Raw genomic sequence first — 13652 nt, 5'->3', positions numbered from 1 at the left:
ACAGAATTCAGAGAGACAGCAGCCGGGCAAGTTCGAGTTTTTTGCCGGGTGACCGGCTGCTCAGCGCAGGCTGGCGAGGATATCGAAGGCGTGCAGGCGGTCAGCGAAGTCGTAGTGGTCGCAGGTGAAGATCAGCTCGTCGGCCTCGGTCTGCTCGAGCAATACCTCAAGCCGCGCGCGAATCTTCTGCGGCCCGCCGATCACCGCCATGCCCAGGAAGCTGCCCACGGCATCGCGCTCATGGGGCAGCCACAGGCCTTCCATCGACTCCACCGGCGGGCGCTGCACCAGACTCTGGCCGCGGATCAGCGAGAGGATGCGCTGGTAGGCGGAGGTCGCCAGGTACTGCGCCTGCTCGTCGGTATCGGCGGCCAGCAGTGGTACACCGAGCATCACGTAAGGCTTGTCGAGCACCTCGGACGGTTTGAAGGCGTTGCGGTAGACCCTGATCGCCTCGTGCACGTAACGCGGCGCGAAGTGCGAGGCGAAGGCATAGGGCAAACCGCGCTCACCAGCCAACTGGGCGCTGAACAGGCTCGAGCCGAGCAGCCAGATCGGTACGTTGGTGCCGGTGCCGGGCACGGCGATGACGCGTTGATCCGGAGTACGCGGGCCAAGGTAGCGCTGCAGTTCGGCGACATCCTGGGGGAAGTCGTCAGCGCTGCCGGAGCGCTCGCGGCGCAGCGCATGGGCGGTGAACTGGTCGGCGCCTGGCGCGCGGCCCAGACCCAGCTCGATGCGCCCCGGATACAGGGTCGCCAGGGTGCCGAACTGCTCGGCGACCACCAGCGGCGCGTGGTTGGGCAGCATCACCCCGCCCGAGCCCAGGCGAATGCGCGAAGTGCCGGCGGCCAGATAGCCAAGCAAAACAGCGGTGGCCGAACTGGCGATGCCGTCCATGTTGTGGTGTTCGGCGACCCAGAAACGGTTGAATTCCAGCGACTCGACGTGCCGGGCCAGCGCCAGCGAGTTGTGCAGCGCCTGCTGCGGGCTGCCGGTGTCGCGGATCGGCGCCAGGTCGAGAACGGAGAAAGGAAGTTTCGCGAGTGCGGACATGAGAAAACCCTTGCTGATGGATAACGCCGAGGCCTTACCCGAGTAAAACAGTAGGTCTTATCCTACGCCTCCCAACCGGCTCAGGCCAACTCGTGACAAATCGCAGGCAGTAAAAAGCCGGCTGCGCAGAGGCTGCGAGCCGGCTTCGAACCATCGTCATCAATTGCGCTGGTAGACGATTTCCTTGGTGTCGCCACCGCAGGTGCCGACCACCTGGCGATCGGTCACGCTGCCTTTGTCGACGATTTCCAGGGTGTAGGACGCAACACCATTGGCCTGGATCTTCGCATCGATCTCGCCTTTGAGCTCTTCGCAGTCCTTGGCCGCGAAAGCCGAACCAGCGAGTGCCATCAGGCCTGCTGCAAACAACACTTTCTTCATCACAAACGCTCCCTCGTACCAGTGAACAACGCCGGGTGCCTAAAATTGTCCCGACTCAATAAAGCCGCAGATCGCCGTTATGGCAAGTACCTGCGGCTGCCCAGGCCCGCGATCAGCTGTTGGCGACGCGGAAGCCGACTTTCAGAGTGACCTGATAGTGAGCCACCGCGCCATCGGCGATGTGACCACGGGTTTCGGTGATTTCGAACCACTCCAGATGCCGGATGCTCTTGCTGGCCTCGGCCAGGGCATTGTTGATGGCATCTTCGATACTCGAGGTGGACGAGCCAACCAGCTCGACCTTCTTGTAAGTGTGATGATCCGACATATCCGCCTCCAGGGCTGTGAATTAAGGTGGGCTGATCGCCCTTAATCAATCAGTCACTGGAGAGCGCTGCTAAGTTCAGGTTTTTGTGGTGCGCCATGCCGATGACGATTGCCGGCATTTGCCAATGAACTTTAGAATGAGAAACATTAGCACCCTTTACGGAACGTCACGCTGTGCGCAGCCATTCCAACGCGCTAGGTTTTTTCTTCAGCGATCATCATCGCTGGTTGGTGCAATACGTCCAGCGCCAGTTGCGCAACCGGGCCGATGCCGAAGACACCGCCGCCGAGACCTTTTGCCAGATGCTCAACGCGCGCGTCGACCCGGCGAGCATCGAGCAGCCGCGCGCGTTTCTGTCGACCATCGCGCGCCGCTTGATCTTTGACCGTCACCGCCGTAAACGCCTGGAGTTGGCGTACCTGGAGCGCCTGGCACAAGTGCCCGAGGCGCTGATGCCCTCACCCGAAGAGCGCCTGCTGCTGCTCGAGGCTCTGGATGCCATCGACCAGGCCCTCGATGGGCTGCCACTGGTGGTCAAGAGAGCCTTCCTGTATAGCCAGCTCGACGAACTCAGCTATGTCGAGATTTCCCGACGCCTGGCCGTGTCCGAACGTACGGTGAGCCGCTATATGACCCAGGCGCTGCGTCAGTGCTACCTGAGCGCCATGCAACCATGAGCGAGGCTCCACTCGGGCGCGCTGCAGAAGAGGCCATCGCCTGGATGGTACAGCTGCGCGCCGGTACCCCGAGCGTTCGGCAAAAAGCGCGTTTCGAGGCCTGGCTGGCCAGCGATACGGCGCATCAGCAGGCCTGGGCTCAATTGCAACGCGGCCTGGGCGGTCATTACGAACGGGTGCGCCAGGCGCCCGGCCACCTGCGCGATAGCCTGCTGCATAGCGAACCCAACCGTCGTGACCTGTTGCGCGGGCTGGTCGGCCTCGGCCTGCTTGGCGGCAGCCTGTGGCTGGCGGCGCGCAGCGATCCCGGTCGCGTCCTGCTGGCCGATCTGCGCACTGGCCGCGGCGAGCGACGTACCCTGACCCTGAGCGACGGCAGCCAATTGACCCTCAATGCCGACAGTGCAGTCGACCTCGACCTGCGCGCGCAGCATCGTCTGCTGCATTTGCGCCAGGGAGCGCTGCTGGTTCAGGTGGCCGCCGACCCGGCGCGGCCGTTCGTGGTTCGTACCTCCCACGGCGAAGCGCGCGCGCTGGGCACACGCTTGATGGTCGAACGCCAAGCCGAGTCGAGCCGCGTGGTAGTTCTGCAGCACTCGGTGCGTGTCTCGCAACCCACGGGGCACCATCTTGACCTGCAGGAGGGCCAGGCCGCCGCGCTGCAACCGACAGGCATCAGGCGCCTGGCAGGCGACCAGCGTTATCGCGCCGATTGGCTGCAGGGACAACTGAGTGTGCTCGACGAGCCGCTGGAGACGGTGATCGACGCATTGCGCGCCTATCGCAGCGGCCTGCTACGGCTCGCTCCGCAAGTACGGCAATTGCGTGTCCAGGGTGTTTTCCCGTTGGACGACAGCGACCGCACACTGGCAGCGCTGGCCGAAACCCTGCCACTAAGGATAGAGCGCTATGGCCCCTGGCTGACCCTGATCGGCCCCCGCGGTTAATCCGCCAGATAACGAATGAATATCCTTCGCATCCGTGTCCGGTTTTCATATCTCGTTGCACCTCTCTCCTGACGACCTCACTTTTCAGGAGAATCCCCGTGTTCAAACCCTGGCCTCTCGCCCTGGCTATCGCACTGACCTCAGGGCTGCCGATGGCAATCGCCCATGCCGAGTCAAACCTTCAGCAACAACTGCTGAACTTCGAACTGCCGGCTGCTGGTCTGGGCACCACCCTCAATGCCATCGCCCGCCAGAGCGGCCAGGTCATGTCGCTCGACCCTGCGCTGGTGGCCAACAAACGGGCACCGGCCATCGTCGGCGCGATGAGCACGCTGCAAGCCCTGCAACGTGCGCTGGGCGACAGCGGCTTGCAGGTAATAGTCACCAGCAGTGGCGCGTTCAGCGTGGTGCCGGCAGTGCAGGCACAGGGAGCACTGGAACTGGGCGCCACCAACATCAACGGCATGGGGCTCAGTGAGGTCACCGAAGGCTCGGGTTCCTACACCTCCGGCGCGGTCACGCTCGGCAAGACAGCGCGGTCGCTGCGTGAAACGCCCCAGTCGGTCACCGTGGTAACCCGCAAGCTGATGGATGACAAGAACCTGGTGACCCTCGATCAGGTGATGGCCCAGACCCCTGGCATAACCCGCGCCAATCGCGGCTACGGCAACCACCATTTCAGTTCCCGCGGCTTCGACCTCAGCGATGAGAGCTACATGGTCGACGGTGTACCCGGCCTGGCCTATGGCTACACCGGCCTGATGGTGCCTGACATGGCCCTGTTCGACCGCGTGGAAGTCCTGCGTGGCGCCTCCGGACTGCTGGTCGGCGCGGGCAACCCCGGCGGCGCGGTGAACCTGGTGCGCAAGCGACCGACCGCCGACCCGCGCTTCACCGTCATGACGCGTGCCGGATCCTGGGACAACTACCGCCTGGATCTGGACGCCAGCGGCCGCCTCAATCCGCAGGGCAGCCTGCGCGGCCGTCTGGTCGCCGCCTACGAAGACCGTGGCTACTTCACCGACGTCACCACCTCCAAAAGGCCGCTGCTGTACGGCATCGTCGAAAGCGACCTGAGCGACAGCACCACGCTGGCCCTGGGGCTGCGCCGCCAGACGCTGCGCACCGATGGCTACAGCGTGCTGGGCCTGCCAACCAACCCGGATGGCAGCAATCCACACTTGAAACGCTCGACCTACCTGGGGCAGGACTGGACCAAGATGCAGACCCGCGTCGATGAGGTGTTTGCCGACATCACCCAGCGTTTCAACGACAGCTGGACCGGCAAGCTGGCGCTGTCGCACACCGAGAGCAGCTACAACCGCAGCGCCATCGAATGGAGCGCCGAGGACTCCCTGCAGTACGCCGTGGCAGGCGGCCCGCAGGTCAACGACATCAGTTACCACAAGTTCGACGCCACCTCCAACGCCGCCGACGGCCACCTGGACGGCGAGTTCGAGGCCTTCGGCCTGACCCATAGCCTGACGGTGGGCGCCAACTGGTCAAGGCGCAAGCTGAACGACAAGGACGCCACGGTACGCCTGGACAGCCCCTTACCGCTCAACGTCTTCGCCCCCAGCCACGACAACGTGCCTGAACTCGCGCGCCAGGGCTGGGACGCCAGGAACGACACCTTCGAAACCCAGTACGGCACCTACCTGAACACGCGCCTGCGCGCTACCCAGGACCTGAGCTTCGTGCTCGGCGCGCGCCTGAGTTGGTACAAGACCGAGGCGTGGAACGACGACAGCGTGTCGGTCAACGAGCAGAAACACGAATTCACTCCATTCGTGGGCGCGATCTACGATCTGGACGAGCAATGGTCGGTCTACGCCAGCTACGCTGACGTGTTTCTGCCGCAGGCCGATTACCGCACGGTATCCGGTAGCCTGCTCGATCCTTCGGTGGGTTCCAACTACGAGACCGGCCTCAAGGGCGAGCTGTTCGACAAAAGCCTGAACCTGTCCTTCGCGCTGTTCTACATCGAGCAGCAGGACGTGGCGGTACGCGACATGCAAAACGACGGCGCCTGCCCAAGTGACCCGGCCGGCCGCTGCTGGCTCAACGGTGACGGCATCAATCGCAGCAAGGGTTTCGAGGCCGAGGCCAGCGGGGAACTGCTGCCGGGCCTGCAGGTGGCGGCCGGCTACACCTTCAACACCACCCGCCAATCGAGTGGCGGGCCGATCTCGGCGCAAACCCCCAAGCACATGCTGCGTCTCAACACTAACTACACGCTGCCCGGTGCCTGGAGCCGCGCGAGTGTCGGCGCTGGCGTGTCGGCCCAGAATGGCTACCACGATGCCTACAACGGGGTGAGCAACAGCGGACGAGCGATCTTCGACGCCCGTGCGGCCTACCAGCTCGACCCGCACTGGACGGTGGGCATCGATGTGCAGAACCTGCTGGACCGCAAGTATTTCGCGTCGACCGGCTACTGGACGCGTGGCACCACCTACGGCGAACCGCGCAGTTACATGCTCACGCTAAGAGGCGACTTCTGACCCGCGCATGCGCCCCTGCCCCGGCAGATCTGCGACCGACAAACGCCTGTCCGAGGTGCTTGTCGATCGCGACACCGCGGATGGTCATGCGCTGCGCTATACGCAACGGTGGTTGCCAGCACAATGCCCCGGCGGCCCAGCTCGTTGATACAGGTGGTGAACGCCTCACTGACGAACAGGCCCTTGCGCCCGGTCTCCGGGTGCACGCGAATCGGTACGGGCAGCGCCTCGAGGCCTGCCGAGCAGTTGGCCAAGGGCCTGGCCGATGCGTTCGAATACGGTGGTCATAGGTCTTTATCTATTCAGGCCCGCTCAGCAGTCAGTTCCAAGATGCGAAGCGCTTCTGCAGCACACGCAGCCCGAGCTCGATGGCCAGGGCGATACCGGCGATCAGCAGGATGCCGACCACCACCACGTCGGTGGCGAGGAACTGCGCAGCGGACTGCACCATGAAACCCAGGCCCTGATTGGCAGCGATCAGCTCGGCAGCCACCAGCGTCGACCAGCCGACGCCAAGGGCGATGCGCAAACCGGTGAGAATGTCCGGCAACGCGCTGGGCAGAATCACGTGGCGCACCACCTGCAGACGGCTGGCGCCCAGGCAACGCACCGCCTGGATGCGCGCTTTGTCGACGCGGCGCACGCCGCCCACGGTGGCGATCAGCAGCGGCGCGAACAACGCCAGGTAGATGAGCAGCACCTTGGACAACTCGCCGATGCCGAACCAGATCACCATCAACGGCAGGTAGGCCAAAGGCGGAATGGGCCGGTAGAACTCCACCAGCGGGTCGAGCGCGGCGTTGAGCGTCGGGTTCAGACCCATGGCGATGCCCAGCGGCACGGCGGTGATCACCGCCGCCAGCAGGGCCATCAGCACGCGCCATAGGCTGGTGCTCAGATGCTGCCACAGGGTGGCGTCCAGGTAGCCGTCGTGCAGCAAGCCCTTGAGCGCCACCAGCAGTTGCTCGGGCGCCGGCAAGAAGATGGTGTCGATCCAGCCCAGGTGCGTGGCCAGCCACCACAGGCTCGCCAGCGCGGCCAGGGTGCCGAAGGCGGCCACGCGGCGGCGGTCGAGGCCGATGGCAAGGCGGCGACGGCGGACGTTCAGAGTGCTGCGTAGCGCTTCAGTAGGCATGGTCGGCGGGCTCCTGCAGGAAAATGTCGAGCAACTCCTGGCGCAACTGCGCGAAGGCGGGATCGCCCTTGATCGAACGTACGGGCTCGCCGGCGGTGTAACGGCGCGCGAACGGCAACTGCCGGCGCAGCACCGCGCGAGCGGGCGGGCCATCCAGCACGATCAGGTCGGTGGCCAGGAACAGCGCCTCGTCGACGCTGTGGGTGATCAGGAACAGGCCCTTGCCGGTGCGCTTCCAGACGTCGAGCAGCAGCACCTGCATGCGCTCACGGGTCAGTGCATCCAGGGCGCCGAAGGGCTCGTCGAGCAACAGGAAATCCGGGTCGACCGCCAGCGCCCGGGCCAGGCCGAGGCGCTGACGCTGTCCGCCGGACAGCTCGCCGACCTGATGGTGGGCATGGCTGGCCAGGCCGACCAGCTCCAGCACTTGCAGCGCCCGCGCATGGCGCTCGGCCTTGCTCAGGCCGCGCAGGCGCAGGCCCAGGGCGACGTTGTCGAGGGCATCGAGCCAGGGCATCAGCGCGTCGTCCTGGAAGACCACGCCGCGCTCGCCGCCCGGGCCTTGCAGGGTTTTACCGTCGATATGCACACGGCCGCTGCCCGCTGGCTGAAAACCGGCCAGCACGTTGAGCAGGCTCGACTTGCCGCAGCCCGACGGGCCGAGCACGACCACCGACTCACCCTTGTCGATCTGCAGGTCGAAGTTATCCAGGATCACCTGCGCCTCACCGCGGCGCTCGAAACTCAGGCTGACCCGCTCGGCATTCAGTCGGCTCATGGTCGACTCCTCAATTAAAAAAGCCCCTCCGAAGAGGGGCAAACCTGTCGTGAAGGTGATTCGGGTTCACTGCGCCTTGGGCACGTACTCGGCACTCACGTAGGGCGAGTAGTCCGGCAGGACGGCGGGAATGCGCTTCTGTTCCTTGAGGAATTCAGCCGTGCGTGCGGTGGCCTTGGCGGTGCCGCCGCCCAGCAGCTCGGCGCTCACCTGCTGCTGCGCGTTGGGGTAGGTCGAGCCGGCCAGCAACTCGGGAATGTCGGCGGCGTTGGCGCCGATCAGCTTGGCGATCTTTTTGGCCTGCTCGGAGTCGGCGGTCCACTTGGCGGCGTTGGCCTGGTAGTCGGCAAAAGCGTCCAATGTCACGCCGGCGAACTCGGCGAGCACCTCGGGGTGCTTCTCGGCGAAATCCTTGCGAGCGACCCACACCTCGAAGGTGGGCGCGCCCCACTTGCCGACTTCGGCGGCATCGGTCAGTACCTTGCCGCTGCGCTTGATCTCGCCCAGGGCCGGCGACCAGACGAAAGCGCCATCGATGTCACCGCGCTTCCAGGCCGCGTTGATCTCGGCGGGGTTGAGGTTGACGATCTTCACCTTGCTCGGGTCGATGTTCCAGTGCTTGAGGGCACCGAGCAGACTGTAGTGGGAGGTGGACACGAACGGCGTGGCGATGGTCTTGCCAACCAGCTGCTCGGGTGTGTCGATGCCGCTGCCGTTGCGTACCACCAGCGCCTCGGCGGCGTTGATCTGCGCCGCGACCAGGAAGGTCACCAGCGGCAATTTTCGCGAGGTGGCCGCAGCCAGAGGGCTGGAGCCGAGGTTGCCGATCTGCACGTCGCCGGACGCCAGGGCGGTCACCACTTCGGGGCCGGAATTGAAGCGTCGCCAGTCGAGCTTCTCGCCGATGGCTTTCTCGTAGGCACCGTCGGCCTGGGCGACCTTGGACGGGTCGACGCCGGTCTGGTAGCCAATCACGATATCGGCCGCCTGGGCCTGCAGGCTGGTGGCAGCCACGACGGCGAGCAGCAGGGTCTTTAAGGCATGTTTCATGAGCAACTCCTCGCAATGGGCACCGAGCCGTCCCGGCTGCCTGCGCCTCAGTGGCGCTGTTGCGAGAAATTTATGGTTATAAAAAATATCCTTCCAATAACATTTAATGATTAGCTTAGAGCCGCCTGTCACAGCCGCGAGCCAGAGCGCCAGCGCTTGCACAAGACAACGCCGATCACAGCAAAAGGCGCCGATAGCCGGACCTCGATCACCCGGTCGTCAGCCACTTGGGCTTGCTCCGCCCAGGCAGTAGAATCCGCCGTTTTTCCAGGCGATCACGACCATGCAACCAGGTAACTCCCCGCGTAACGGCGAACTGATCTACGGCCTCGAAGACCGCCCGCGCCCGCTGGTGGCCATCCTCGCCGCCCTGCAACACCTGCTGGCGATCATCGTGCCGATCGTCACGCCGGGCCTGTTGATCTGCCAGGCGCTAGGCGTGTCAGCCCGCGACACCAACCTGATCGTATCCATGAGCCTGGTGATTTCCGGCATCGCCACCTACGTGCAATGCCGCCGCTTCGGGCCGCTGGGCGCGGGCCTGCTGGTGGTGCAGGGCACCAGCTTCAACTTCGTCGGCCCGCTGATCGCCGGCGGCGCGCTGATGGTCAAGCAGGGCACGCCGGTGGAAGGCGTGATGGCGGCGATCTTCGGCGTGGTGATCGCCGGCTCGTTCGTGGAGATCGGCATCTCTCGCATTTTGCCGTTCGTGAAGAAGCTCATTACGCCGCTGGTGACCGGCATCGTGGTGCTGATGATCGGCCTGACGCTGATCAAGGTCGGCCTGATCAGCATGGGCGGCGGCTATGGCGCGATGGCCAATGGCACCTTCGCCAACGGCGAGAACCTGCTGCTGTCCGGCGTGGTGCTGGCGGTGATCGTGGTGCTCAACCGCATCCCGGTGGTGTGGATGCGCAGTTGCGCCATCGTCATCGCCCTGCTGGTCGGCTACGCGCTGGCCGGCTACCTGGGCCGCCTGGACTTCACCGGCATGCACCAGGCCGAGCTGTTCCAGGTGCCGACGCCGCTGCATTTCGGCCTGGGCTTTTCGTGGAGCCTGTTCATCCCGATGCTGGTGATCTACCTGGTGACGTCCCTGGAAGCCATCGGCGATGTCACCGCTACCAGCAAGGTGTCGCGCCAGCCGGTGGAAGGCCCGCTGTGGATGCAACGCATCAAGGGCGGCGTGCTGGTCAACGGCGTCAACTCGCTGCTGGCCGGCGTGTTCAACACCTTTCCCAGCTCGATCTTCGCCCAGAACAACGGGGTGATTCAGCTGACCGGCATCGCCAGTCGCCACATCGGCGTGTGGATCGCCATGGTGCTGGTGATTCTCGGCCTGTTCCCGGCCGTAGCCGGCGTAATCCAGGCCGTGCCCGAGCCGGTGCTCGGCGGTGCAGCGATGGTCATGTTCGGCGCCGTGGCGGCCTCGGGCATCAACATCCTCGCCGGCATCGAGCTGGACCGCCGCGCGCTGCTGATCATCGCCGTGTCCCTGGCCCTCGGCCTTGGCGTTTCCCAGGTACCGGAGTTCCTCGCCCACATGCCGGCAGCGCTGCGCAACGTGCTGGAGTCCGGCGTGGCCACTGGCGGCATCTGCGCGCTGGTGCTCAACTGGTTCCTGCCGGAGAGCGCGGCCAAGGCCGAACGCCACGACTAAGAATCTGTGGCCCGTTACCGCCAGGGTGCAGGCAACCCTGGCGAACTGCCGTCAGCGCAGCTTCTCCAGCATCTGGTAGTACCACATGCCCGCCGCCAGCATCGGGTTGCCGAGCTGGTCGCCCAGGGGCACCTTGATGTGCTTGCAGGCGGCGAAGGTGTCGAACTGCTCCAGGTCGCCGGTGATCGCCTTGGCCATGATCTCGCCCATGATGTGACTGGTCGCCACGCCGTGGCCGGAATAGCCCTGGCAATACCAGACGTTGCCGGACAGCTTGCCCAACTGCGGGATGCGGTTCATCACGATGCCCATGGCGCAACTCCACTGGAAGTCGATCGGCACGCCCTTGAGCTGCGGGAAGGTGCGCTCGATGCACGGCCGTAGCTCGCCGGCGATATCCCGTGAATCACGCCCCGAGTAATTGGCGCCACCGCCGAACAGCAGGCGGCCATCGCTGGTCAGGCGGTAATAATCGAGCACGAAGCGGCAGTCGTACACCGCCAGATCCTGCGGGTTGATCTCGCGGGCCAGTTCGCCTAGCGGCGCGGTGGTAACGATGCCACCCATGGCCGGAAAGATCAGGCCCTTGAGCTGGCGACGCTCCAGCTTGTGGTAGACGTCGCCGGCCAGCAGCACCTGCTTGGCCTCGATGCGCCCGCCCGTGGTGACCACCGCCGGACGCGGGCCGTGGATGATCTCCAGCACCTCGGAACGCTCGAAGATCAGCGCGCCCAGGCTTTCGGCAGCCCTGGCCTCGCCGAGGCACAGGTTGAGCGGGTGCAGGTGCATGTTGCGGGTGTTCTTCAGCGCGCCGCAGTACAGGTCGCTGCCCAGTTGCGCCCGTACGCCGGGGGCGTCGAGCAGGCTGACATCGTCCGCCATGCCGCGGCGCAACGCCTCATCGTAGGTCGCCTTGAGCTCGTCCAGATGGCTGGCTTTCATCGCGGTATGCAGATGGCCGTATTTGAGGTCGCAGGCGATGCCATACCTGGCCACCCGGCGCTCGATGATCGCGTGGCCGCGCCAGCGCAGCTGCCAGATGAAGTCGTCCACGGCCTCGCCCAGGGTGTTGCGCATCTGCCTGCGCATGGCTTCGTCGCCGGACAGGCTGCCGGTGACCTGGCCGCCGTTGCGCCCGCTGGCGCCCCAGCCGACCTTGTGGGTTTCCACCACGGCGACCTTGAGGCCGCGCTCGGCCAGCTCCACCGCCGTGGCGATGCCGGTGAAGCCACCGCCGATGATGGCCACGTCTACGGTCACGCTGCCCTGCAGCGTCGGGTAGTCGCTCTCGAAATTCAGCGACGCCGAGTAGTAGGACGGCGCGCGTACGGCAGCGGGTTTGGCGGATTGATTGCTTGCGTTCATTGCATGTCCTTGAGGTGCGTTCACACCGATGAAATCGGTCATCGCGGCTGAAGCCACTCCCACGGAACATGCGTCCCCTGTAGGAGCGGCTTCAGCCGCGATCCTTTCGAATGGCGGCCCTTAAGCGTTGCTCAGGTACCAGCGCCAATCCTGCTCACCGACCTCGCCCATGAACTGCCGGTATTCGGCGCGCTTGATCGCCAGGTACACCTTGAGAAACGCGTCGCCAAAGGCCTCGCGGGCCCACTCGGAGTGCTCCAGCGCCTGGATCGCCGCCGACCACTGGGTAGGCAGGCGCTCGGTGGCCTGGGCGTAGCCGTTGCCCTCGACCGGCGCCCCGGGATCCAGCGCTTCGCGGATGCCTCGGTGAATCCCGGCCAGAATCGCTGCGGCGGCAAGATAGGGGTTGGCATCGGCGCCGCAGATGCGGTGCTCGATGTGCCGGGTACCCGCCGGGCCACCGGGCACGCGCAGGCTGACGGTGCGGTTATCCACACCCCAGGTGGGCGCCAGCGGCGCATAGCTGTTGGCCTGGAAGCGTCGGTAGGAATTGGCGTTGGGGCAGAACAGCAGCAGCGAGTCGAGCAGGCTGGCGAGCATGCCGCCGACCGCCTGACGCAACAGCGGCGTGCCGGCCGGATCCTCGCTGGCAAACAGATTCTCGCCCTGCCCGTCGGCCAGGCTCACATGCATGTGCATGCCGGTCCCGGCGATCTCGGCGAACGGCTTGGCCATGAAGCAGGCCTGCATGCCGTGGGCATGGGCCACGCCCTTGACCAGGCGTTTGTAGCGCACCGCCTGGTCCATGGCCGCGAGTGCCGGGCCGTGCTCCAGGGTGATCTCCACCTGGCCGGGGGCGTACTCGGAAATCGCCGTGCGTGCCGGGATGCCCTGGGCCTTGCAGGCCGCATAGAGATCCTTGAGAAACGGCTCGAGCTGCTCCAGCTCGCGCAAGCCGTAAACCTGGGTCTGCCGCGGACGACTACCGTCGGCGTCCAGGGCCGGCTGCGGGCGCCCCTGGGCGTCGCGTTTCTGGTCGAGCAGGTAGAACTCCAGCTCGCAGGCCATCACCGGGTGATAACCCTCGGCTTCGAGCTGCTCGATCACGCGGGTCAGCAACTGGCGCGGGTCGGCCGGGGTGGCCGGCAGGCCTTCGCTGGGGTGCATCGACACCTGCACGGCCGCGGTGGGGATCTGCCGCCAGGGCAGGCGCACCAGGCTGCAGGGCAATGGGTAGGCACGGCAGTCGATGTCGCCGACCTCCCAGACCAGGCCGGTGTCCTCGACATCTTCGCCCTGGATGGACAAACCGAGCATGGTGCTCGGCAGCGGCCGCCCGCTCTGGTACAGCGCCAGCAGTTCCTCGCGGTGCAACAGCTTGCCGCGCGGCACGCCATTGGCATCGAGGATGAACAGTTCGATCAATTCGATATCGGGGTTAGCGGCCAGGAAATCCTGGGCTTCCTGCACAACTGCGAAAGTCGTCATCGCGCACTCGCTTGCGCCAGTCAGGCGCTCGATGTCCGCACGGCCGGCTCGCTGTTCGAACCGGCGCACAGGCAGACAAATGGGTATCAGCGGCTGCGGACATGGCGCAGCCATCGGATTCAGCGGGCGGAGAGAACGTCCGGCGGGCGGGCGTGGCGGCAATGCCAGAGCGCCCAGAAGGCGAGGATCTGCGGCAGCGCCGTGGGTTCGGGCGCCCGCCCCCGCGAGCGCAAGGCTGGCAGGGCAAGAGCGTGGGCAAGGCTGCAGACCGGAATAGACATGC

The 13652-nt window shown here is 65.4% G+C and carries 12 protein-coding genes; 4 read left to right on the top strand and 8 right to left on the bottom strand.

Translation table 11 applies throughout. From position 1 onward, the window contains the following. Positions 1–60 precede the first annotated feature (60 nt). The 3 genes from BVH01_RS00155 to BVH01_RS00145 form a co-directional block, all read right to left on the bottom strand. Positions 61–1056: an LLM class flavin-dependent oxidoreductase gene (locus BVH01_RS00155; protein ID WP_075928407.1), complete on the bottom strand. Its 996-nt coding sequence runs from the start codon at positions 1054–1056 to the stop codon at positions 61–63. A 159-nt stretch (positions 1057–1215) separates the two neighbouring features. After that, the gene (locus BVH01_RS00150) at positions 1216–1437 is read right to left on the bottom strand and encodes a DUF1161 domain-containing protein (RefSeq protein WP_075928406.1); all 222 of its coding nucleotides are present in this window, start codon (positions 1435–1437) and stop codon (positions 1216–1218) included. Positions 1438–1549: 112 nt separating this feature from the next. Beyond that, entirely contained in the window at positions 1550–1765 is a 216-nt protein-coding gene (locus BVH01_RS00145) for a dodecin (RefSeq protein WP_075928405.1), read from the bottom strand. A 173-nt stretch (positions 1766–1938) separates the two neighbouring features. Between BVH01_RS00145 and BVH01_RS00140 the strand changes: the two genes are divergently transcribed. From BVH01_RS00140 to BVH01_RS00130, 3 genes are all read left to right on the top strand, one after another. Then, positions 1939–2442 (top strand): sigma-70 family RNA polymerase sigma factor, encoded by a 504-nt coding sequence (locus BVH01_RS00140; protein ID WP_075928404.1) that lies wholly within the window; start codon positions 1939–1941, stop codon positions 2440–2442. Further along, positions 2439–3389 carry a FecR domain-containing protein gene (locus BVH01_RS00135; protein WP_075928403.1) on the top strand — a complete coding sequence of 317 codons (951 nt, stop codon included), beginning with the start codon at positions 2439–2441 and terminating at the stop codon, positions 3387–3389. The genes BVH01_RS00140 and BVH01_RS00135 overlap by 4 nt, the downstream gene beginning before the upstream one ends. Before the next feature lie 98 nt (positions 3390–3487). Continuing rightward, complete coding sequence (locus BVH01_RS00130) at positions 3488–5893, top strand: TonB-dependent siderophore receptor (RefSeq protein ID WP_075928402.1); 2406 nt, start codon at positions 3488–3490, stop codon at positions 5891–5893. 319 nt (positions 5894–6212) lie between these two features. On the opposite strand, the gene tauC is transcribed toward BVH01_RS00130, so the two are convergent. The 3 genes from tauC to tauA form a co-directional block, all read right to left on the bottom strand. After that, a complete protein-coding gene (tauC, locus tag BVH01_RS00125) occupies positions 6213–7028 on the bottom strand; it encodes a taurine ABC transporter permease TauC (RefSeq protein WP_075928401.1) in 816 nt (271 codons plus the stop codon). Continuing rightward, positions 7018–7806, bottom strand: a complete 789-nt coding sequence (locus BVH01_RS00120) for a taurine ABC transporter ATP-binding protein (protein ID WP_075928400.1) — start codon at positions 7804–7806, stop codon at positions 7018–7020. The genes tauC and BVH01_RS00120 overlap by 11 nt, the downstream gene beginning before the upstream one ends. Positions 7807–7872: 66 nt before the next feature. Beyond that, on the bottom strand, positions 7873–8856 hold the full coding sequence (gene tauA / locus BVH01_RS00115; protein WP_075928399.1) for a taurine ABC transporter substrate-binding protein: 984 nt from the start codon (positions 8854–8856) through the stop codon (positions 7873–7875). 283 nt (positions 8857–9139) lie between these two features. Between tauA and BVH01_RS00110 the strand changes: the two genes are divergently transcribed. Next, a complete protein-coding gene (locus BVH01_RS00110; RefSeq protein WP_075928398.1) occupies positions 9140–10516 on the top strand; it encodes a uracil-xanthine permease family protein in 1377 nt (458 codons plus the stop codon). Between the two features lie 51 nt (positions 10517–10567). Here BVH01_RS00110 and BVH01_RS00105 read toward each other — a convergent pair whose 3' ends face one another. After that, positions 10568–11881, bottom strand: coding sequence for an FAD-binding oxidoreductase (locus BVH01_RS00105; protein ID WP_075928397.1), 1314 nt, complete (start codon positions 11879–11881; stop codon positions 10568–10570). A gap of 120 nt (positions 11882–12001) precedes the next feature. Then, entirely contained in the window at positions 12002–13369 is a 1368-nt protein-coding gene (locus BVH01_RS00100; protein ID WP_075928396.1) for a glutamine synthetase family protein, read from the bottom strand. Positions 13370–13652: the final 283 nt, after the last annotated feature.

Origin of the sequence: Pseudomonas sp. PA1(2017) (genome assembly GCF_001945375.1) — a bacterium.
In the GTDB taxonomy this organism is placed as follows: domain Bacteria; phylum Pseudomonadota; class Gammaproteobacteria; order Pseudomonadales; family Pseudomonadaceae; genus Aquipseudomonas.
This window is presented reverse-complemented; position numbering and strand designations above follow the sequence as displayed.

Coding starts and splice junctions, on each gene's coding strand:
- BVH01_RS00100 (WP_075928396.1), bottom strand. CDS start 13,369: ATGACGACTTTCGCAGTTGTGCAGGAAGCCCAGGATTTCCTGGCCGCT.
- BVH01_RS00150 (WP_075928406.1), bottom strand. CDS start 1,437: ATGAAGAAAGTGTTGTTTGCAGCAGGCCTGATGGCACTCGCTGGTTCG.
- tauC (WP_075928401.1), bottom strand. CDS start 7,028: ATGCCTACTGAAGCGCTACGCAGCACTCTGAACGTCCGCCGTCGCCGC.
- tauA (WP_075928399.1), bottom strand. CDS start 8,856: ATGAAACATGCCTTAAAGACCCTGCTGCTCGCCGTCGTGGCTGCCACC.
- BVH01_RS00105 (WP_075928397.1), bottom strand. CDS start 11,881: ATGAACGCAAGCAATCAATCCGCCAAACCCGCTGCCGTACGCGCGCCG.
- BVH01_RS00155 (WP_075928407.1), bottom strand. CDS start 1,056: ATGTCCGCACTCGCGAAACTTCCTTTCTCCGTTCTCGACCTGGCGCCG.
- BVH01_RS00145 (WP_075928405.1), bottom strand. CDS start 1,765: ATGTCGGATCATCACACTTACAAGAAGGTCGAGCTGGTTGGCTCGTCC.
- BVH01_RS00110 (WP_075928398.1), top strand. CDS start 9,140: ATGCAACCAGGTAACTCCCCGCGTAACGGCGAACTGATCTACGGCCTC.
- BVH01_RS00120 (WP_075928400.1), bottom strand. CDS start 7,806: ATGAGCCGACTGAATGCCGAGCGGGTCAGCCTGAGTTTCGAGCGCCGC.
- BVH01_RS00135 (WP_075928403.1), top strand. CDS start 2,439: ATGAGCGAGGCTCCACTCGGGCGCGCTGCAGAAGAGGCCATCGCCTGG.